Origin of the sequence: Erysipelatoclostridium sp. An173, from assembly GCF_002160495.1 — a bacterium.
Classification (GTDB): domain Bacteria; phylum Bacillota_I; class Bacilli_A; order Erysipelotrichales; family Coprobacillaceae; genus Thomasclavelia; species Thomasclavelia merdavium.
Genome location: NZ_NFKR01000041.1, coordinates 1 through 20,820, shown reverse-complemented (window position 1 = coordinate 20,820; position 20,820 = coordinate 1). Strand labels below are relative to the sequence as shown.

General features: G+C 28.5%; 17 protein-coding genes, 1 tRNA gene, 1 riboswitch and 1 other annotated feature. Of the genes, 12 read left to right on the top strand and 6 right to left on the bottom strand.

Going from position 1 to position 20,820, the window contains the following annotated elements; genetic code table 11:
- Nucleotides 1-33: 33 nt before the first annotated feature.
- The 3 genes from B5F09_RS12620 to B5F09_RS12610 all read right to left on the bottom strand — a co-directional run bounded on the left by B5F09_RS12620 (nucleotide 34) and on the right by B5F09_RS12610 (nucleotide 1,983).
- Nucleotides 34-109: transfer RNA gene (locus tag B5F09_RS12620), tRNA-Val, on the bottom strand.
- A 214-nt stretch (nucleotides 110-323) separates the two neighbouring features.
- Entirely contained in the window at nucleotides 324-1,604 is a 1,281-nt protein-coding gene (locus B5F09_RS12615) for a glucose-6-phosphate isomerase (RefSeq protein WP_087302940.1), read from the bottom strand.
- A 1-nt stretch (nucleotide 1,605) separates the two neighbouring features.
- On the bottom strand, nucleotides 1,606-1,983 hold the full coding sequence (locus B5F09_RS12610) for a CvfD/Ygs/GSP13 family RNA-binding post-transcriptional regulator (RefSeq protein ID WP_087302942.1): 378 nt from the start codon (nucleotides 1,981-1,983) through the stop codon (nucleotides 1,606-1,608).
- A gap of 211 nt (nucleotides 1,984-2,194) precedes the next feature.
- Between B5F09_RS12610 and B5F09_RS12605 the strand changes: the two genes are divergently transcribed.
- From B5F09_RS12605 to hpf, 4 genes are all read left to right on the top strand, one after another.
- Nucleotides 2,195-2,440 (top strand): NifU family protein, encoded by a 246-nt coding sequence (locus B5F09_RS12605; protein ID WP_087302944.1) that lies wholly within the window; start codon nucleotides 2,195-2,197, stop codon nucleotides 2,438-2,440.
- 157 nt (nucleotides 2,441-2,597) lie between these two features.
- The gene (locus B5F09_RS15330; RefSeq protein ID WP_255375940.1) at nucleotides 2,598-2,732 is read left to right on the top strand and encodes a hypothetical protein; all 135 of its coding nucleotides are present in this window, start codon (nucleotides 2,598-2,600) and stop codon (nucleotides 2,730-2,732) included.
- A riboswitch (SAM riboswitch) is annotated at nucleotides 2,723-2,824 on the top strand. (Overlaps the previous gene by 10 nt.)
- 65 nt (nucleotides 2,825-2,889) lie before the next feature.
- Nucleotides 2,890-4,032, top strand: coding sequence for a methionine adenosyltransferase (metK, locus tag B5F09_RS12600; protein ID WP_087302946.1), 1,143 nt, complete (start codon nucleotides 2,890-2,892; stop codon nucleotides 4,030-4,032).
- Nucleotides 4,033-4,186: 154 nt separating this feature from the next.
- On the top strand, nucleotides 4,187-4,717 hold the full coding sequence (hpf, locus tag B5F09_RS12595; RefSeq protein ID WP_087302948.1) for a ribosome hibernation-promoting factor, HPF/YfiA family: 531 nt from the start codon (nucleotides 4,187-4,189) through the stop codon (nucleotides 4,715-4,717).
- Nucleotides 4,718-4,743: 26 nt separating this feature from the next.
- Here the strand turns inward: hpf and B5F09_RS12590 are convergent, their stop codons facing one another.
- Nucleotides 4,744-5,676, bottom strand: coding sequence for a TIGR01212 family radical SAM protein (locus B5F09_RS12590; protein ID WP_087374605.1), 933 nt, complete (start codon nucleotides 5,674-5,676; stop codon nucleotides 4,744-4,746).
- A 90-nt stretch (nucleotides 5,677-5,766) separates the two neighbouring features.
- On the opposite strand from B5F09_RS12590, the gene B5F09_RS12585 reads away from it, so the two are divergent.
- The 3 genes from B5F09_RS12585 to leuS all read left to right on the top strand — a co-directional run bounded on the left by B5F09_RS12585 (nucleotide 5,767) and on the right by leuS (nucleotide 12,183).
- Nucleotides 5,767-7,602 (top strand): ATP-binding cassette domain-containing protein, encoded by a 1,836-nt coding sequence (locus tag B5F09_RS12585; RefSeq protein ID WP_087374604.1) that lies wholly within the window; start codon nucleotides 5,767-5,769, stop codon nucleotides 7,600-7,602.
- A gap of 3 nt (nucleotides 7,603-7,605) precedes the next feature.
- Nucleotides 7,606-9,468 (top strand): ATP-binding cassette domain-containing protein, encoded by a 1,863-nt coding sequence (locus B5F09_RS12580; protein ID WP_087374603.1) that lies wholly within the window; start codon nucleotides 7,606-7,608, stop codon nucleotides 9,466-9,468.
- A 72-nt stretch (nucleotides 9,469-9,540) separates the two neighbouring features.
- Nucleotides 9,541-9,750, top strand: a binding site (T-box leader).
- 36 nt (nucleotides 9,751-9,786) lie between these two features.
- Nucleotides 9,787-12,183, top strand: coding sequence for a leucine--tRNA ligase (gene leuS / locus B5F09_RS12575; RefSeq protein ID WP_087374602.1), 2,397 nt, complete (start codon nucleotides 9,787-9,789; stop codon nucleotides 12,181-12,183).
- A gap of 218 nt (nucleotides 12,184-12,401) precedes the next feature.
- Here the strand turns inward: leuS and B5F09_RS12570 are convergent, their stop codons facing one another.
- Nucleotides 12,402-13,292, bottom strand: coding sequence for a PHP domain-containing protein (locus B5F09_RS12570; protein ID WP_087374601.1), 891 nt, complete (start codon nucleotides 13,290-13,292; stop codon nucleotides 12,402-12,404).
- A gap of 717 nt (nucleotides 13,293-14,009) precedes the next feature.
- On the opposite strand from B5F09_RS12570, the gene B5F09_RS12565 reads away from it, so the two are divergent.
- The 5 genes from B5F09_RS12565 (at nucleotide 14,010) to B5F09_RS12540 (ending at nucleotide 19,047) form a co-directional block, all read left to right on the top strand.
- Complete coding sequence (locus B5F09_RS12565) at nucleotides 14,010-14,501, top strand: hypothetical protein (RefSeq protein ID WP_087374600.1); 492 nt, start codon at nucleotides 14,010-14,012, stop codon at nucleotides 14,499-14,501.
- A gap of 579 nt (nucleotides 14,502-15,080) precedes the next feature.
- Complete coding sequence (locus B5F09_RS12555) at nucleotides 15,081-15,845, top strand: SDR family NAD(P)-dependent oxidoreductase (RefSeq protein WP_087374598.1); 765 nt, start codon at nucleotides 15,081-15,083, stop codon at nucleotides 15,843-15,845.
- Entirely contained in the window at nucleotides 15,845-17,128 is a 1,284-nt protein-coding gene (locus B5F09_RS12550) for an MmgE/PrpD family protein (RefSeq protein ID WP_087374595.1), read from the top strand. The genes B5F09_RS12555 and B5F09_RS12550 overlap by 1 nt, the downstream gene beginning before the upstream one ends.
- Nucleotides 17,129-17,201: 73 nt before the next feature.
- The gene (locus B5F09_RS12545; protein ID WP_087374593.1) at nucleotides 17,202-18,035 is read left to right on the top strand and encodes an oxidoreductase; all 834 of its coding nucleotides are present in this window, start codon (nucleotides 17,202-17,204) and stop codon (nucleotides 18,033-18,035) included.
- A 31-nt stretch (nucleotides 18,036-18,066) separates the two neighbouring features.
- A complete protein-coding gene (locus tag B5F09_RS12540) occupies nucleotides 18,067-19,047 on the top strand; it encodes an aldo/keto reductase (protein WP_087374591.1) in 981 nt (326 codons plus the stop codon).
- Nucleotides 19,048-19,097: 50 nt separating this feature from the next.
- On the opposite strand, the gene B5F09_RS12535 is transcribed toward B5F09_RS12540, so the two are convergent.
- The gene (locus B5F09_RS12535) at nucleotides 19,098-20,708 is read right to left on the bottom strand and encodes a nucleoside kinase (RefSeq protein ID WP_087303135.1); all 1,611 of its coding nucleotides are present in this window, start codon (nucleotides 20,706-20,708) and stop codon (nucleotides 19,098-19,100) included.
- Nucleotides 20,709-20,820 lie beyond the last annotated feature (112 nt).

The window sequence follows — 20,820 nt, the reverse complement described above, 5'->3', positions numbered from 1 at the left end:
AATTGAGCTAAGCCGGCTTTTCTTCTTTTTTAATGGTGGAGGTTAACGGGCTCGAACCGCTGACCCTCTGCTTGTAAGGCAGATGCTCTCCCAACTGAGCTAAACCTCCATTTCTTGGCGCCTCTATATACTACCATTATCTATAACTTTAGTCAATAAAAAAATTGAAATTTTTTAAAAATATTTATTTTATGTTATAAGTTTGTAAAAACAATGTATTTATATTTTCTGTTTGTGATAGTAATTTTAATAAGTGTATCGTATATTTTTATAAAAATAAAGGTGAGCCTTGATGACCCACCTTCTTCATGTTTACTTTACTATTAATATCCAGGTTTACCTAATAATTTGAACATATTTGCTTTATAAACTTCAACACCTGGTTGGTTGAATGGGTTTACTCCTAATAAATAAACTGACATTGCACATGACATTTCGAAGAAATAAACCATATATCCAAATCCATAAGCATCCATTTTGTCCATTGTAATTAAGATGTTAGGTACGTTACCAGTGTTAACATGAGCATCAATAGTACCTTCACAAGCTTTCTTGTTTACATAGTCAACAGTTTTTCCAGCTAAGTAATTTAAACCATCTAAATTATCAGGATCACTAGGGATTACCATATCGCTGTTTGGTTCTTTAATTTGGAAAATAGTTTCGTATAATACTTTGCTTCCTTCTTGGATGAATTGTCCTAATGAGTGTAAATCAGTTGAGAAAGTAGCACTAGTAGGTAAAATACCTTTTCCTTCTTTACCTTCAGATTCACCATATAATTGTTTCCACCATTCAGCAACCATAGAAAGTTGTAATTCATAAGTTACAAACATTTCTGCAGGATAACCAGCTTTGTGTAAAATTTGACGAGCTACACCATAGCGATAAGCATCATTTTTTTCAAGGTCGCTTACACTATATTTATCCATCGCATCTTTGGCACCTTTCATCATTTCATCAACATCGATTCCAGCCATAGCGATAGGGAATAAACCAACTGGTGTTAATACTGAATAACGTCCTCCAACATCATCAGGAATAACAAAAGTTGTGTATCCTTCTTCAGTTGCTAGTGTTTTTAAAGCACCTTTTGCTTTATCAGTTGTTGCAACGATTCTTTCTCTAGCACCATCTTTACCATATTTCTTTTCACACATTTCTTTGAAAATTCTAAAAGCAATAGAAGTTTCAGTTGTTGTACCTGATTTTGAAATTACGTTGATTGCAAAATCTTTGTCTTCAATATAATCAGCAACTTGTTTAATATAATTTGATGAGAAAGTATTTCCTACATAAATAATTTCAACTTTATTTTTTGGATATAATCCATTAATTGCTTCGATTGCTGCACGTGCTCCTAAATAAGATCCACCAATACCGCAAACTAATAATACATCTGTTTTATCTTGTAAAGCAGCTGCTTTTTCTTTAATTAATGCTACTTCAGCCTTATCATAATTTTCTGGTAATTCTACCCAGCCAAGAAAATCATTCCCGGCACCAGTTTTGTTATGAATCATATCATGAATTTCATTAACTTTTTCTTGATATGAACTTAAATCTTCGCTTAATTTAGCTTTGCTTAAATCTAATGTAATCATTTTAATTTTCCTCCGTGATTCCTTGTTTGATCCATATTTGCATAGCTGCAGCTAATGGCTTGAAACCATTAGGTGTTTCAACGATTGATCGTCTGGGGTTTTTATAATAGACACGCTTATTTCGTCTACGATAACGATTATCAATGGCTTTTAAGCTTAGACGAGCATGATTAGTGCTTTCATCGAAGTCAATAACTTTTACTTTAATTGATTGACCAACTTTAACAAAACTATCAATACTTTTTACAAATTTATCTGAGATTTCAGAAATGTGAATTAATCCTGTAGAATTATCGGGTAAACTTGCAAAAGCACCGTAAGGCTGAATACCAGTGATTTTTACATCGATGATATCGCCACGTTTTATCTTTTGACCCATATAATAATCACTCCCTACGGAGACATTATAACATAAAATTATTTCTTTTTAATGAAATTTTTGAATTATAATTATATTATTTACTATTAAAATAAAAGTTTTTGATTGTAAGATATTTTTTTATAAGTAGATGTTTTTATATTTGGATATCATATTTATTTAAAAAAATATTTTTTGTGGTACAATATACTATACAAAAGAGGTGATAATAGTGGAAAATACATATGAACAAATTGAAAAAGTTGTTAATAAATTAAGACCATATTTAAATCGTGATGGTGGAGATATTGAACTAATTGATTTTAAAGATGGGATTGTTTATGTTAAAATGCTTGGTGCATGTGCTGGATGCAGCTTATTAGATGAAACTTTAAAAGATGGTGTTGAACAAATTTTAATGGAAGAAGTACCTGGTGTTTTAGAAGTAAGAAATATTGCAACTGAACCAATGTTTTAAAAATGAGACAAATTTGAGATAAAATATCGTTTGTTTTATGTTAAAATATTAATAGCTATTAAATTACTTGCATATTAAAAAAAGATGTATTATTATTTATGTGTCGTTTTTAGGAATATTATTGTTTTATCAATGCAAACTAAGTTAAGGTGATAATATGGATAATATTCGTAAACAGAAAATGATAGCAAGTATTTTATTAGATATTGGTCTTGATGATGATATTATTGAAGTAATTACATCATTAAGCAAAGAAGAAATTAAACAAATAAATAAAAAAGACTCTTATTAAGAACTACTAGATGAAGATCGATGATGTAGTGGCAACCCTATATTAAATTAGAAGGTGCCTGACTTAGCAAGGTTAAACTTGAACAATGAGAGAAGGCTTCCTAAATATGTATGCTTTCTCTTTAGGAAGCTTTTTTATTTGTCGAAAGGAGAAAGAAATGAAAGAAAAATTGTTATTTACTTCAGAATCAGTATCAAAAGGGCATCCAGATAAAGTATGTGATCAAATTAGCGATGCTATTTTAGATGCCTGCTTAAAAGAAGATCCTAATTCACGTGTTGCCTGTGAAGTATTTGCAACAACAGATTTAATTGTAATCGGTGGAGAAATTACTACTTTAGCTAAAGTAGATTATGAACAAGTAGCTCGTGATGTTTTAAAAGATATTGGTTATGATGATAGCGATAAAGGGATTGATTATCGAACATGTAAAGTTCAAATTGTTTTAGATAGTCAATCACCTGATATTGCATTAGGTACTAATGATGAAGTTGGTGGTGCTGGTGACCAGGGAATTATGTTTGGTTATGCTTGCAAGGAAACTAAAGGATATATGCCACTTCCAATTTCATTGGCACATCATTTAGTACGCTATGCAACAGAGAAAAAAAATAGTGGTGAATTTAAATATGCTCGTCCTGATATGAAGGCTCAAGTAACTGTTGATTATACTGATAAAGATCCTAAAATTGATACAATTTTAATGTCAATTCAACATGATCCTGATTTTGATGAAGAAGCTTTTAAAAAATACATTAAAGAAGAAATCATGGATGTTGTAGTAGGAAAATATGGATTAAATAAAGATTATCGTGTTTTAATTAATCCAACTGGAAGATTTGTTATTGGTGGTCCTCATGGTGATACAGGACTTACTGGTCGTAAAATCATTGTTGATACTTATGGTGGTGCTGCTCGTCATGGTGGGGGAGCATTTAGTGGTAAGGATCCTTCAAAAGTAGACCGTTCAGCAGCTTATATGCTTAGATATATTGCTAAAAATATTGTGGCAGCTGATCTTTGTGATCGTATTGAAATACAAGTTTCTTATGCAATTGGTGTTAAAGAACCAACTTCAGTATTTGTAGAAACTTATGGTAGTGAACATGTTGATGTTGATGTTATTATTAAAGCAATTAGAGAAAACTTTGATTTAACACCAGGTGGTATTATTAAAACATTAAATTTAAGACAACCAATTTATCAAAAAACTGCTGCATATGGACATTTTGGACGTGGTGATTTAGATTTACCATGGGAAAAATTAGATAAAGTGGAAGTTTTAAAGAAATATCGTTAGATATAAAAAAATTTAAAATTGTATAGATGTAAAAAACTCGATTAATTCGGGTTTTTTTCATTTTGTGTAAAATTTACGAAAATTTTATCTATAATTTAAGTGTTATTTTATCATTTAATATTGTATAATATTTATATACAAAGGAGGAGTTCTTATGAAAATCTCAGTAAGAGGAAAAAACATTGAAATCACTGAAGCAATTGAACAAAAGATTTCAAAAAAATTATCAAAGCTAGACAAATATTTCATCGTTAGCGATAATGTAGAGGCTAAAGTGTTATGCCGAGTTTATCCATATGGACAAAAACTTGAAATAACTATTCCAACTGAATATGTTCTATTAAGAGCAGAAGTTGTAGATGATGATTTGTATAATGCAATCGATTTAGCTATTGATAAATTGGAAGGACAAATTAGAAAGTATAAGACACGTCTAAGTCGTAAATCAAAGGATAATAAACTTGCATTCAACCTTTCTTCAATTGAAGATGTTGAACCAGAAGAAGATGTCTTAGTAAAAGTAAAAACTATTACACCAAAACCAATGGATATGGAAGAAGCAATTATGCAAATGGAATTAATAGGACATTCATTCTTTGTTTATCGTGATTCTGAAACAGATGCTATAAGCATTGTATATCGCCGTAATGATGGTGATTATGGATTAATTGAAACTGATAATTAAAAAAAAGCCTTCGGGCTTTTTTCTTTTTATAATTTGCATCCTTGATAATAATCTTTTGCGACCATCATTTTATCAATATCATTTAAAATAGTTACTTTTTTAACCGACCATAATGGAGCAATTAAATCATCAATTTTACCATCACCAGTAAGTCGTTCAATAACAATATTTTCTGGCAAATAAGCTAGTTGTTCAACAACTAATTTAATATATTCTTCACGATCGAGAATTTTAAAAGGTTTCTTTAAATATAATTGATGTAATTTTGTATTTTCAATAATGTATAGCATATGAATTTTTATAGCTTGAATGTCTAACTGACCAACTGTTTTAGCTGTTTCTAGCATCATTTCAGGTGTTTCATATGGTAAACCATTGATGATATGAACACAGACATTGATATTTAGGGCTCGTAGTTTATTAAGACCATCCAGGAAATCTTGATAACTATGACAGCGATTAATGATTAGTCCGGTACGATCATGGATTGTTTGTAAACCTAATTCGACCCATAAATCACAGCGTGAATTGACATCTTTTAAGTATTCTAGAACATCATCATTTAAACAATCCGGTCTAGTAGCAATGCTTATGGCAACAACATCTTTTTTATTAATAAATGGTTCAACGCATTTTTTGATTTTTTCAACAGGACCATAAGTATTGGTATTTGCTTGAAAATATGCGATGTATTTACAACCAGGCCATTTATTAGATAAAATTTGACTTACTTGATTAAATTGGGTTTGTAAAGAATCGTGGACATTACCGGCAAAATCACCAGAACCAGAGTCGCTACAAAAAATACAACCCCCAACCCCTTTACTGCCATCACGATTAGGGCAGGTAAATCCGGCATTTAATCCTACTTTTGCAACTTTACAATGATATTTGTTTTTTAAATAATAATTAAAGGTATGATAACGTTTGTTATCATTACTGTATTTAAATTGATTCATTTTATCACCATCAGTATTATAGCATATTGCCTAAAAGTTTAGAAATCAAATTATAATAAAGGAGGTACTGTATTAAACAGTAGAAAAATTATGGCATTACAATTAATTAAAATAACAAAATTTTATCAGTTTGGTAAAAATAAGCAGACAGTATTAAATAATCTTACAATCAAATTTCCAAGTAAAGGTTTAATTGCGATTGTCGGTAAAAGCGGTTCTGGTAAATCAACATTATTAAATATCATCGCTGGGGTAGAGAAAGCTAATAGTGGTCAGATATTAATTGATGGTCATGAACTAGAAAGAGAAAATATTGTTCAATATCAAAAGGATTATATTAGTTATGTTTATCAGTTTTATAATTTAATACCATCTTTGACAATAAAGCAAAATATTATTTTACCAGCTTTGATTAAGGGCTATAGCTATAATGATATTGAATTTAAAATGATGACATATTGCAATCAGCTAGAAATTGTACATCTGTTAAATAATTATCCAGATCAATTATCTGGAGGACAAAAACAGCGTGTTGGACTGGTAAGAGCTTTTTTATGTCAAACTCCAATTCTTCTAGCTGATGAGCCAACTGGTGCCTTAAATGGTATCCAAAGCAAAGAAGTAATGAAATTATTAAAACAGTATGCAAAACAACATTTGGTTATTGTGATTTCTCATAATATTTCATTGATAAAGAAGTATACGTCGCAAATAATTGATTTAGATCAAAATATAAATTATTATGATTTTAAAACTAGTAAATACCATAAATACAGTACATATTTTTTACCTCGACAGTCTAAAAGACTGTTTTTTTATATTAAACAGCAGATAAAATATCAACGAAATAAGTTGATAATGATGTTTGTTTCACAAATATTTATTATTATTGCTTTCGTATTACTTCTTTCAGCGTGTAATGGTGGCTGGTTATATTTAAAAAATCGTTTTCAAAGTGATCCATTAAAAGAGATAATAGAAGTTTATCAAAATGATTATTTAAATACTATGTTTAAAGAAGATGATATTACTAAATTTAAAGAAAATAGTTTGATTGATGATGTATCTTTTAAATTGGATTTTAGTCAAGGGGTATTTAAAGGAAATCAAAATTTTGAAATTTATCAAATAAAGAATACTAAAAATTTTGATTATCAAAGTGGACATTATCCTAGTAAAGAAAATCAAATAGTCATTAATCAAAAGGCTGCAAAAAAATATGATTTAAAAGTCAATGATGAAATTGAATATGAATTAAATGGAATCAGTTATTCTTTTTCTATTAGTGCGATTATTAACGATTATATTAATGAGGGTAATAATATTTATATTGATAGAAATATTATTGATGAAAACTTAAGACAACAATTAGAAACTAAAGATGTTTTAATTTTAATTAGTTCTAAATATAAACAGGTTCTTGATAAATATCAGGATGATTTTTTGCTGGTAAGTTATCATCAAGAATATGTTGATAGTTATCAAATGTTATTTGATCTAGCGTATATAGTTGTAATTATTTTTATAAGTGTAAGTTTTTTTATTTCTATTATTTTAATTTCAATTATTTTAAAAACGATTTTTATTGAAAGGAAAAAAGATACTTGTATTTTACAGGTTAATGGTATTTCTAAGTTAAGGATCGTAAGTTTATTTGGATTTGAAGCGATGTTGATAGGAATGATAATTGGTATTGTAGGTAGTGTTGTAGCTTTTGGAACGCTATTTTTAATTTCATTATTTGATTTAGATAAAAATATTATAGGAATTAATAATTTATTTGTTTTGCCACGTTATTTTTTAGGTTCTTTTGATTTATTTATTTTATTAATCTTTATTTATATTATTATTTGCTGGATTTCGGGGGTTCATGGAGCATTAATAATTAATAAGATGGATGGCAGTATTTTGTTAAAGGAGAACTAGAATATGCTGGAAATTAAAAATTTAACAAAAGAATATGATGATCTTGTTATTGATAATTTAAGTGTTACTTTTCCTAGTACAGGAATGGTTATTATCACTGGTAAATCTGGATGTGGGAAAACTACGTTGTTAAATATTATTGGGGGAATTGACTTAAATTATCAAGGCAATATTTTTATTGATAATCAAAATATTCGGGAAATAAAGAATTATTGTCGGAAACATGTTGGTTTTATTTTTCAAGATTTTAATTTAATTAATTGGTTGAATGTAAAAAATAATTATTTATTATCAGGCTTTTTTACTAAGATAATTTATAAACGAGCAATTGAAGATCAAGAAGAAAAATTAGAACTACAAAAGTTAAAAAGAAAAAAAGTCAGGTTATTATCTGGTGGTCAAAAACAACGGGTTGCTTTATTACGGGCGATAATAAAAAATGTGGATATTTTATTATGTGATGAACCAACTGGCTCTTTGGATCAAGAAAATAGTCAAGCAGTATTTGAACTTTTAAAAAAAGAAGCAAAAGAAAGATTGGTAATTGTAATTAGTCACGATGAAAATTTGGCTATTAAATATGCTGATCAACTGTATGTTATGGAAAATGGCAAGTTGACTAAAAAAAGAGATTCTATTAAAACAACAGATAAATTTTATTGCCGGTTAAAAAAACATGCACCAGCTAATATTTTTAAACTAGTTTTATTACAATATCGTTCTAATTTATATCGAAATTTGAAAATATCAGCCGGAATTACCCTGGCTATTTTTTGTATTATGATAACTTTTACTTTAAGCGGCTCTTTACAAAACCAGGTAAAAAAACAATTAACTGCTATTTTTCCAAATCAGTTGATTTCAATACAACAGCAAAATCATCAAGCAATCAATTATCAAGAATTAATAAATCTAAAAGAACATTCACAAAATCAGTATTTATACGGTGAACCTGTAGATTATGAATTTATAGGGATTTCTTTAAAAAACAGCTATGCAACAGAGTCAACTGTTTATATTAGTGATATGACAAAAAAAGTTCAATCTAATAGAATTGAATATGGAAGAAAATTAAATAAGGATGATGAAATAGTTTTGACAAAAACTACAGCAGTTCATTTAAGTGATGATTATCAAAAATTGATTAATCGTTATGTATATGGATATTATTTAAAAGATAATCAAATAAAGAAGATTAAATTAAAAATTGTAGGAATAACAGATGAAGTATCGATGTTTGATACGATGTATATAAATGAGCTTGCTAATTTTGAACATATTAGTGAAATTTTTAAAGTTAATAAAGAAGAAATCACGACTCAATTAGTTTTAATGAATTTAAATCAGCTAGTAAATGTTGAAAATGAAATTAAAAATTTAAAAGAGAAATATTCATATTTGGATTTTAAGGTTGCTGGTCAAGATATCAATGCAAATGTTGATAATTTTTTGCTACAGATTCAAAGAGTTTTATTATTGTTTTCTTCATTAGCTATAATTGCAGCTTGTTTTTTAATAGGTGAGGTATTGTATTTATCTGTTGTTGAAAAGACCAAGGATTTTGGTATTTTTAAATGTTTAGGAGCAAGTAAAATTCAGATTTTATTATTAGTACTATTGGAAAGTGTAATTTTAGTTACAGTTAGTTTTGTTTTAGCGTTAATTTTATTGATTCAAATTGTTCAAATGATTAATAGTTTAGTAATTACAAGTTATAGTTTTGAAGGTAACTTTGTGTCAATTGATTTGAAGTTATTGTTAGTTATTTATTTGTTTGCTTTAGGATTAGGTATTTTAAGCAGTTGTTTACCAGCATTTAAAGCAAGTCACCTCGATCCAATTAAAGCTTTGAAATATCATAGTTAATAATTAAAATTGAGTTTGTTTGGTTTAAAATTTGTTGCATATCTATCTATTTATGTTATAATATTTGAGTATTTAAAGTCTACGAATAGGAGTAGTAGTAATTGAATTTTTTATAGAGAGTCAGTGGCTGGTGGAAACTGATAAAATAGATTATGAACTCGCCTAGGAGATGCAATAATGAAATTGTTAGTAGTTATTGCCGTTAACTGCGTTAAAGTTTTGAGCGCTAGATTTTTTTAATCTGGAACTAAGGTGGTAACGCGATATTAAGTCGTCCTTAGATGGACGGCTTTTTTTATTTTAAGGAGGAAGTATAGAATGCCGTTTGATCACAAACAAATTGAGCCGAAATGGCAAAAATATTGGGAAGAAAATAAAACTTTTTTTACTGATGTCTGGGACTTTTCTAAACCTAAATTTTATGCTTTAGATATGTTTCCATATCCTTCAGGACAAGGATTACATGTAGGGCATCCAGAAGGATATACAGCAACTGATATTGTATCAAGAATGAAAAGAATGCAAGGATACAATGTTTTACATCCAATGGGATTTGATGCCTTTGGTTTACCTGCAGAACAATATGCAATTAAAACTGGTAATCATCCTGAGGGCTTTACAGTTAAAAATATTAATACATTTACAAAGCAATTAAAAATGTTAGGTTTTTCATTTGATTGGGATAAATGTGTTTCAACTTGTGATCCTAGCTATTACAAATGGACACAATGGATTTTTAAACAATTATATAACGATGGATTAGCTAAAAATGTTGATATACCAGTCAACTGGTGTGAAGAATTAGGAACTGTATTAGCTAATGATGAAATTATTGATGGTAAAAGCGAACGTGGGGGATTCCCGGTTATTCGTAAAAATATGAAACAATGGGTAATCGATATTCCGGCATACGCAGAAAAATTATTAGCTGGATTAGAAGACATTGATTGGCCTGAATCAACAAAAGAAATTCAAAGAAATTGGATTGGAAAATCAATTGGTGCCCATGTTGATTTTAAAGTTGACGGTTATGAAGATAAATTTACTGTATTTACAACACGTTGTGATACATTATTTGGTGCAACATACTGTGTGTTGGCCCCAGAACATGAACTAGTTGCAAAAATTACAACTGCAGCGCAAAAACAGGCAGTTGATGACTATATTAGTGTGTGTGCAACAAAATCAGAATTAGAACGTACTGAATTAAATAAAGATAAAACTGGGGTATTTACTGGGGCTTATGCAATTAATCCGGTAAATAATAAAAAAATCCCAATTTGGATTTCAGATTATGTTTTAGCTGGATATGGTACTGGAGCAATTATGGCAGTACCAGCTCATGATGAACGTGACTTTGAATTTGCAAAAAAATTTGGTTTAGAAATTATTCCGGTATTAGCTGGTGGCGATGTATCAAAAGCAGCTTGGACTCAAGATGGAGAACATATTAATTCTGAGTTCTTAAATGGAATGAATAAAGAAGATGCAATTAATACGATGGTTAAATGGTTAGAAGAACATCACTGTGGACAAAAGAAAATTAATTACCGTTTAAGAGAATGGATTTTTGCAAGACAAAGATATTGGGGTGAGCCAATTCCAGTAATTAATTTTGATGATGGGACATCTGTTGTTTTATCAGATGATGAGTTACCATTAATTTTACCACCATTAGAAGATTATTCACCATCAAAATCAGGAGCTTCACCACTTGATAAAGCAGTTGATTGGGTAAATGTTGAAGTTAATGGGAAAAAAGGTAAACGTGAAACAAGTACAATGCCAGGTAGTGCTGGAAGTAGCTGGTATTATATGCGCTACATTGATCCACATAATGATAAGGCTATTGCAGATCGTAAATTATTGGATCATTGGTTACCGGTAGATTTATATGTTGGTGGTCCTGAACATGCAGTTGGACATTTATTATATTCTCGTATGTGGAATAGATATTTGTATGATAAAGGATATTTATCAAATCCTGAACCATTTAAAAAATTATATCACCAAGGAATGATTTTAGGTGGTAATGGTGAAAAGATGAGTAAATCTAAAGGAAATGTAATAAATCCAGATGATATCGTTAATGAATATGGTGCAGATACTCTACGTGTTTATGAAATGTTTATGGGACCATTAGAAGCTAGTAAACCATGGAGTGATAGTGGGGTAGATAGTGCAAGAAAATGGTTAGATCGTGTTTATCGTTTAGTTATTGAAACAGATAAATTAAGTGATGAAAATGATCACTCATTAGATTTTATTTATCATGCTACAGTTAAAAAAGTAACTAATGATTATGAAACATTAGGTTTCAATACAGCTATTTCACAAATGATGATTTTTGTTAATGAAGCATTTAAGGCAAAAACAGTTTATCGTCCTTATGCTGAAAATTTAGTGAAGATGTTAAGTTGTATTGCTCCACATGTTTGTGAAGAAATGTGGCACTTACTAGGACATGAAAGTACAATTGCTTATGAACCATGGCCAACATATGATGAAAGCATGTTAGTAACTCAAACTATTGAAATGGGTGTTCAAGTAAATGGTAAATTAAGAGCTAAAATTCAAGTTGCTAAAGATGCTGATGAAGAGGCTGTAAAAACATTAGCTTTTGAACAAGAAAATGTTAAGGCTCATACAGATGGTAAAAATATTGTTAAAATCATTGTAGTAAAAAATAAAATAGTAAACATCGTTGTTCGTTAATTTAATAAAAAATATTTAAGTAGAGCGTGTCTTTATAAAATGGGGGTATTTTAAAAGATGTGCTCTACTTTTTATTTTAAAATATTTGTAGATTGTTTGTTTTCGATAAGAATTTGGTACCAAAATAAACTAATTTGTACCAAATAATATAATAATCTTTATACAATTTTATTATGAAAGTGTTTTGTACATTTATATATTTTTCTTGATAAAATTTTTTAATCTAAGATATGATTTAATATCTGTATTTTTTGTTGATCAGTTACATGAAAATCTTCATTTAACAAACCAATCATAGGATGTATTTGATCAGTAAAATGATAATCTGAGCCCATTGTAATAAATAAATGTTTATTTTTTGCAATTTGTTTCCAGTGTTCAATTTCATTAATTTTATTAAAATGCTTATCAACATAAATATAAATAGCTTCTAAGCCATCGGCTTTCATATCATCTAGTAATGATAATAATTCTGTTAATTGTACATTATCTTCATATTGATAACAAACTGGATGAGCTAAAACGACTTTACCACCAGCCTTTCTAATTAATTCACTTGCTTTTATTGGAGTAATAGATATTTTTTCTACAAAAGCTGGACATCCTTCATTCATCATTCCTTCAATAAATTCACCATAAGATGGGATATGTTGAAAATAATGAATAAGTAATTTGTTATTTTTTTCATTGTTTACTATGTCTTTGGCAATATGTGCTTTGGTTACAATATCAATTTCTTTCAGGTTATCTAGGTTTATATAAAAACCCAATGATTCTAATTTGTAGCTTACATTATATAAATAGTCTATTCTTGCATTCTTAATAGATTTCAAAGTATTTTTAAGTTCACTGTTATCGATGTCAAAATGATATCCTAAGACATGAAATGTTTTATGATTGATTTTTGTTGATATTTCTATTCCCGTAATGATTTGAATATTACATTTATTTGCGTATGAATAAAATTCTTTGGTATAGGCATCAATTGAATCATGGTCAGTAATTGAGATTGCATTTATTTTGTTTTGCTTTGCTAAATCTAATATTTCAATTGGGGTTAGCTTTCCATCAGAACAAGTTGTGTGAATATGTAAATCGATATTGAACATAGTATACTCTCCTTTTAAAACTGCTTATCAAAAATATATTTAAATACATTATATCATTTACTAAAAAGGAATGAAGAGAATTATAACTTTTCATTTTAGCTTAATAATGTAGTTTGTATTTTATCAATAAGATATGTTTTATTTATTAAAACTATATTGGAAGAATATACACTTCATATTTTGTTTGTTAATTTATGAAAAATAGATTTTAGTTATTTAAATTTAAAATAAGAGATTTTATGACAAAATATTAGGAATATAAATGTCTAAACAAAATGATTTGAAAGAAATAGAAATTGATACTGATAAAATAGTTTTTTGTTATTTGTTATCAATAAAAATATTAAATTAACAAATAGTATTATTATATTATTTTTGCTATTAACTTTATGTTTGATATTAATAATTTTTAGGAAAAATGTTTGTAGTAATCTATTTATGTATACTACTAATTCTGTTACATGCAGTATTGATTATTAAAATCAAGGAAGTGTATAATAATCTTAGAGTTGTTAAACAAGTTATTATATTATTACATATACAAATGAAATGGTTATACCAAAAATATACCTAATAATATAGTGGATAGATTAAATGGTACATAATTAAAAAGTTAAGATAAAAAATTAAATCAAAACTATTTTATTTAAGAATTATATATAATTTTTTAGTATAGTCTTAATATTGTTTTATAAAATCAGAAAGGAGAACATCTATATGAAAAAAATATATCCTTCTATAATTCTTATTAATAATAAAAAGAAAACTGCATCGTTTGTACATGATTTATTATCATATGATTGTAATTTTAGAAATGATGATATTGAAGTGAAATCTAGCAGTATAATAAAAGAAGATAATTTCTTTATTAAATACAAAACGATTGATAATATTACATTATCTTTGTGTAGCCGTATTGGTAGTTCAGGAACTATCGGATATACAATGACACCTAGCTTAAAATATCATATTGATTTTATTATTAATACTAAAGATTATTCATCTTATATTTTTGAAATTGAACCGACAACTAAAAGTACAGATATTATAAAATATATTAAAAAATTAAATATAAATTTAATTGATGAATTTAATATTCAATCGCTTTTATCGAATTATGATACTGTTACTTTTGATAAATACATGGCAGAGCATTTCGATAATATTGCAAAAATTTATAATTTAGATAATCCTAGAAAAAAATATTAACAAGAATTGCTAATTGCTAGCTAAAAATATATTTAATATGAAACAAATTACTTGTAATATATATTAAAATAATGAAAATGATAGTAGTACAAAAGAACTTGTTAAATAATTGTGTTTTTATCATTTTTCATTAATTACTAGTTGATATCTGATTTCAACGAAAATAGTAGATGTATTAAAAAATATAAGTAAAAATGCGGGTTTTATTATCCGCATTTTTATTAACAAAGTGATTGCCACGTGCTATGCACGTGGTAAGATTTTAGCTTTAGCGTTAAGAATAAAAACCTCCAATGACAAGATATATTTAGCCTGGCAGCTGAATATAAAATCAAAGGAGGATGTCTAATGAAAGACAAAAACAGTTTATCACATACATCATATCGATGTAAATATCGTATTGCTATTGTATCAAAATATAGAAGAATGATTATAGATAAAATAATTTTTAGTTTTTGATTAGAAAAAAGTTATTGACTTATAGTTAACTATAAGTATTAGGATTAATTTAGATAAAGGATTTATAAATTAATAGTATAGATTATTAATTTATTATTAAAAAGCAAAGGAGGAAAAAAGATGAGATTATCAGGAAAAATTGCTTTAATAACCGGTGGTGGTACTGGTATTGGATTAGATATTGCTAAAAAATATGTTGAAGAGGGCGCTTATGTTTACATTACTGGTAGAAGAGAAAATAAGTTGCAAGAAGCAGTTTCAACAATTGGTAAAAATATTGATTATGTCGTTGCAGATGTAACAAAAAAAGAAGGTATGGAAAAAGTGGCGGAGAAAATTAAAAATGAAAAAGGTAAGCTAGATATATTAATTGCTAATGCAGGTGTTGGTAATTATATAGCTATTGAAGATGTTACATTGGAAGAGTTTAATCGGGTTATGTATACTAATGTTTTAGGAACATATTATTGTGCTCAGGTTTGTTTGCCATTAATGAAAGAAGGTTCAACAATAATACTTAATACTTCAGTAACAGCTTCTTCAGGTTTACCAAACTTCAGTTTATATATAGCAGCAAAATCAGCGATGAAATCATTTATTCATACCTGGACAAATGAATTAAGAGATCGAAAAATCAGGGTAAATGCTTTAGCACCAGGAATTATTCCAACTGATGCAGCAGGGAAAGAGTTAGGAAGAGATCCTCAAAAAGAAAAAGAATTACAGGAATATCGAGCAACACTTATACCCGCTAATCGGGTTGGAAATGTTAAAGATATTTCTGATTCAGCTATCTTTTTAGGATCAGATGAATCTAGTTACGTTAACGGTATTGAGCTACTAGTTGATGGTGGATTAGCTGCTATTTATCCGGTGAAATTATAATGAGTGAATTAGAATTATTTGGCGAAGAATTAGTTGATTTTATTGAAAAAACTGATTTACAAAAAATTCCTGAGTTTTTTTATGACACATTATTAAATTATCTGGGTGCAACATATTTAGGAGCATCACATCCGGCTATTACGGTTGTAATAAATACATTATTAGAAGATCATCAAGGTACTTATCAGCCGTTTAATAGGAAAGAAAATGTTTCATTGGCTGATGTAGCATTGATAGATTGTTTTTCATCAGCAGTTTATGCTTACGATGATATCCATTTTGAAACAACAACTCATCCCTGTGGAATCGTTATTAGTGCTATTTTAGCATTTGCTAGAAAAGAGCAACTTTCAATAAATGAAACTTTAAATGCTTTATATATTGGTATGGAAACCGAATGTCGTTTAGCTACGGTGATGTTTGATAAAAAGGCTGAAAGTAAATCAGGATGGTATACTAGTGGAATTGTTGGTGGTTTGGCAGTAGCGACAGCTTTAAGCTATCTATACAAATTTGATCGTAAAAAAATCAAAAGTGCATTAGCTTTAGCTAGTAATTATGCTTCTGGAATTCGCGGCAGTCATGGTTCGATGGCAGGGAGCTTTATCCCAGCGATTGCCTGTAAAAATGGTTTTATAGCAACAATGCTTGTAAAAAATGGAATGACGTGTTCTTTTGCATCTTTGGTAGGTGAAAATGGTTTAATTAAACAGATTGCAGCTAAGCCAGCGCTACAAAAAGCTCGTAAAGGACAATTATCATTAAATACATCATGTAAGCCATATCCTTATGGATTTATCTCATTTAGTGCTATTGCATTACTTTTAAAAATAGATATTGATTATCGAATAATTGATAAAATAATTGTTGAAGTTTCTTCAAGAGTAAAAAACTTAGGTTCCAACTTTTCGCCTCAAAATATGTATGATGGTCTTGTATCATTGCCTTATATTATTGGACATATATTAGTTGATCGAAAAAATGGATATTTACCATTAAACAGTAATTTTATTATTACTGATGATGAACAAGAAATTATAAATAAAATTGCTATAAAAGAGAATTCTAAATTATCCGATGATGAAATTTATATTTCCATAAATGATAAAAAGTATTATTTAAAGGATGCTCCAGGATCAGTTAATCATCCAATGACTCATGATGAAGTTATTAATAAATTTAAAACTATTACGGACATAAAAAATAAAGAAGAATTTATTGAAAAATTATATCATCAAGATATAACTGACATATATCAATTTATTATTGAATATTTTTTATAAAAATCTATTGACTTAGAGTTCACTATAAATACTAGAATATAATTAAAGTTAGACATAAATAGGAGGAATAAAAATGAAAACATGGTTAATTACAGGATGTTCAAGTGGTATTGGAGCAGGTATTGCTAAGGCAGTATTAAAAAGTGGTGATCAAGCAGTTGTAACTGCTAGAAATAAAGATAAAGTTATGGATATTGTTAAAGATTATCCTGATACAGCTTTAGCGGTATCATTAGATGTTTGTGATAATGAAAGTATTAAAAATGCAGTAAAAGAAGCAAATGAAAAATTTGGAACAATTGATGTATTAGTAAATAATGCGGGATATGGTTATCGTTCAGCAATTGAAGAAGGAGAAGTTGAAGCAGTTCAAACATTATTTAATACTAATGTATTTGGTCCAGTTGAATTAATGAAAGCTGTATTACCTGGAATGAGAGCTCAAAAATCAGGTTTTATCATTAATGTAACATCAATTGCTGCTGCTAGATCAGCAATTGGTTCAGGATATTATGCTTCATCAAAAGCAGCATTGGAATTACTTACAAATGGTTTAATGAAAGAAGTTGCTCCATTAGGAATTAAAGCAATGGTTGTTCAACCTGGTGCTTTTAGAACAAGATTTTATGATGGTGAATCATTAAAAGGATCAGCTACTGAAATTGGTGATTATGCTCAAACTGCAGGTAAAACAAGAGTAGGACGATTTGAAAATAAACATGCCCAACCTGGTGATCCTGACAAAGCTGGTGAAGTTATTGTTAAAGTGGTAAATGGTGATGAACAACCTGAAATTTTATCATTAGGTAGTGATGCTGTAAAAGCGGTAAAAGCAACTTTAGAAGCAAAATTAGCTGAATTAGATAAGTGGGCTGATGTATCAGCTTTAAGTGATTATGATAAATAATATAGTTTAAATAGTTGAGGTGGAGGAAATTATGAGAAAAGTACAATTAGGAAAAACTGATATGTATGTTAATGTAATTGGTTTAGGATGTATGGGGTTATCACACGCAAGTGGAACACCAACACCAAAAGATGAAGCAGTAGAAATTTTGAAAAAAGCTCATGAAATTGGATATGATTTTTATGATACTGCTGAATGTTATACAGGTGTATATCCTGATGGATCTATTAGTTATAATGAAGAAATTGTTGGTGAAGCAATTAAAGATTTTAGAAAAGATGTCATTTTATGTACAAAATTTGGAGTAACTCATAAAGGTGACCACTTAGAATTAGATAGTTCTCCAGAAAAAATTAGAGCATCATTAGAAGGTTCTTTAAAAAGATTACAAACAGATTATGTTGACATTTATTATCAACATCGTATCGATCCTAAAGTTGAACCAGAAGTTGTTGCTGGGGTTATGAAAGAATTAATTGAAGAAGGAAAGATTCGTGCCTGGGGAATTTCTGAAGTTAACGAAGAGTATTTAAGAAGAGCTCATGCTATTTGTCCAGTAACTGTTATTGAAAATAGATATTCAATGATGGCTAGATGGCATGAAAATTTAATGCCAGTATGTAAAGAATTAGGAATTACTTATGTTGCTTTTTCACCAATGGCTAATGGAGCATTAACAGGTGCTTATCAATCAAAGAAAGATTTTGGAAATGGTGATCAGGATTTTAGACCTGATATGCCTCAATATAGTGATGAAGGAATTAAAAAGACTAATGAATTATTAGAAGTAGTTGATAAAATTGGTGCTAAACATAACGCTAATAGTGCGCAAATGTCACTTGCATGGATGATCAATAAATATGATTTTATTATCCCAATTCCTGGCTCTAGAAAAGTAGAAAGATTAAAATCTAATTTTGAAGCCGGAAATGTTGAATTAAGCAAAGAAGAAATTAAAGTTATTGATGATAAATTAAATTCAATGGAATTTAAAGTATTTGGTGGACATTAATATCATTAGTAAAACCGCTGTAACAAGTTGTTGCAGCGGTTATTTTAATATTATTCAAAAATACTATTTCCTACAAACTCAGCTAATATTGAAACTTGAGGGACTTCTACTTTAGCGCTGACAAAATAATCCAATAGTTTATTTAATCGATTTGCTTCAAGATATTCTTTTTCACCAGTGCCAATTTGTGATAACAATTTTTGGGCGATTGGTTTTAATATCGCTAATTCATAAACCATCGAAGTATTAAATATGTAGTCAGCTTCTTCTTGATATGGATAAATATACTTATCTTCACCATTTTTGACATTTTGCCAACGGCTAATTGTTTCTTTAGCACTAGAATTTCTAAATTGAAAATCACGAACAATACGTCGAATTAAGCGATAATCAGAGGTTGCAATTCGATTATGATCATCATAATTTAAATGGGTCAAAGCATTAATATAAATTTTAATTTTGGCAGTATTTGGAATATAGAAAGATGTTCGAGGATTTAGACCATGAATACCTTCAATTATTAAAATCTGACCTTCTTTTAATAAAATTTCTTGATCATTATATTCTCTTAACCCGGTTTTAAAATTATAACGAGGCAAGCATACTGGTTCATGATAGATTAATTTTAACATGGTTTCATTAAATAATTTTAAATCAACTGCCTCAATATTTTCATAATCATAGCTGCCATTAGGTAATTTGGGAGTATCTTTGCGATTTAAATAAAAATCGTCCATCGATAATGTAACAGGTTGCATACCTAATATTTTTAAATGGATACCTAGACGTTTAGAAAACGTCGTTTTCCCAGCCGAACTTGGTCCCGCTATTAATATTATTTTGACAGTATCTTTTCTTTGAACAATATTATAGGCAAGTTCAGCTAATTTTTTTTCAATCATTGCTTCAGACATTAACATTAATTCATTTATATTACCTTGAACAATTTTTTCATTTAGTTTAGCGACAGTAGGAACACCAATTAATTGACCCCAATCTTCATATTCTTTCATAATTGTAAAAAGTTTAGAATATTCTAGTTGAACATCATATTGACCTAAACGAATGCCGGGAGCAAAAAATTGTAAAGAAAAATGATTTAAATAAGAAGTATCAGGAAGCATAAAACCATAAAAATAATCACTAAATCCTTCTAATGTATAGACACTACAGTTTTCTTTTTTTCGATAGTGTAATAATTCAGCTTTATCTTCTAATCCATGTTGTTTAAAAAAATTAATAGCTTCTTCTTTTGGTAAACTGCAATGAGTAATTTTAGATTTTTTTGTAACTAGTTTTTGCATTTGCAGTTTAATTTTCTCAACATCTTTAGGGGTTAAATGATTTTCTTTTTCAATTGTACAATAAAGTCCATCTTGAAAAGTAAATTCAACAGTAATTTTAGCGTCATTAAATAACTGCTTAGTAGCAACAATAAATAAAAAAGTTAAAGTGCGTTCATAGATTTGTTTACCCGTTATACTAGAAGCTAATACCCATTCTATAGTAGTATCCTTATCAATTATTTCTTGTAGTGGCTTTAATTTACCATTAACAATTCCTGCATATATTTTTTGATTTATAAAATATTCTTTTGCAATTTGCTCTAATGTTGTTGCCTGGTTAATGTTTATAATTTGTTTATCGACAATGAGTTTCATTTTATCACTCCTCGTATAATATGTACGTAATCATTTAATGATTTTTATTAAATTCATTATTGATTGTACATTCTAATTTTAAGATAATAGTTTTGTTTTGAATGAAGGTTTT

Excerpts from the sequence above, each read along its gene's own strand:
- B5F09_RS12615 (WP_087302940.1), bottom strand. The coding sequence starts at position 1,604 with ATGATTACATTAGATTTAAGCAAAGCTAAATTAAGCGAAGATTTAAGT.
- B5F09_RS12610 (WP_087302942.1), bottom strand. The coding sequence starts at position 1,983 with ATGGGTCAAAAGATAAAACGTGGCGATATCATCGATGTAAAAATCACT.
- B5F09_RS15330 (WP_255375940.1), top strand. The coding sequence starts at position 2,598 with ATGGATAATATTCGTAAACAGAAAATGATAGCAAGTATTTTATTAGAT.
- metK (WP_087302946.1), top strand. The coding sequence starts at position 2,890 with ATGAAAGAAAAATTGTTATTTACTTCAGAATCAGTATCAAAAGGGCAT.
- hpf (WP_087302948.1), top strand. The coding sequence starts at position 4,187 with ATGAAAATCTCAGTAAGAGGAAAAAACATTGAAATCACTGAAGCAATT.
- B5F09_RS12590 (WP_087374605.1), bottom strand. The coding sequence starts at position 5,676 with ATGAATCAATTTAAATACAGTAATGATAACAAACGTTATCATACCTTT.
- B5F09_RS12585 (WP_087374604.1), top strand. The coding sequence starts at position 5,767 with ATGGCATTACAATTAATTAAAATAACAAAATTTTATCAGTTTGGTAAA.
- B5F09_RS12580 (WP_087374603.1), top strand. The coding sequence starts at position 7,606 with ATGCTGGAAATTAAAAATTTAACAAAAGAATATGATGATCTTGTTATT.
- leuS (WP_087374602.1), top strand. The coding sequence starts at position 9,787 with ATGCCGTTTGATCACAAACAAATTGAGCCGAAATGGCAAAAATATTGG.
- B5F09_RS12570 (WP_087374601.1), bottom strand. The coding sequence starts at position 13,292 with ATGTTCAATATCGATTTACATATTCACACAACTTGTTCTGATGGAAAG.
- B5F09_RS12565 (WP_087374600.1), top strand. The coding sequence starts at position 14,010 with ATGAAAAAAATATATCCTTCTATAATTCTTATTAATAATAAAAAGAAA.
- B5F09_RS12555 (WP_087374598.1), top strand. The coding sequence starts at position 15,081 with ATGAGATTATCAGGAAAAATTGCTTTAATAACCGGTGGTGGTACTGGT.
- B5F09_RS12550 (WP_087374595.1), top strand. The coding sequence starts at position 15,845 with ATGAGTGAATTAGAATTATTTGGCGAAGAATTAGTTGATTTTATTGAA.
- B5F09_RS12545 (WP_087374593.1), top strand. The coding sequence starts at position 17,202 with ATGAAAACATGGTTAATTACAGGATGTTCAAGTGGTATTGGAGCAGGT.
- B5F09_RS12540 (WP_087374591.1), top strand. The coding sequence starts at position 18,067 with ATGAGAAAAGTACAATTAGGAAAAACTGATATGTATGTTAATGTAATT.
- B5F09_RS12535 (WP_087303135.1), bottom strand. The coding sequence starts at position 20,708 with ATGAAACTCATTGTCGATAAACAAATTATAAACATTAACCAGGCAACA.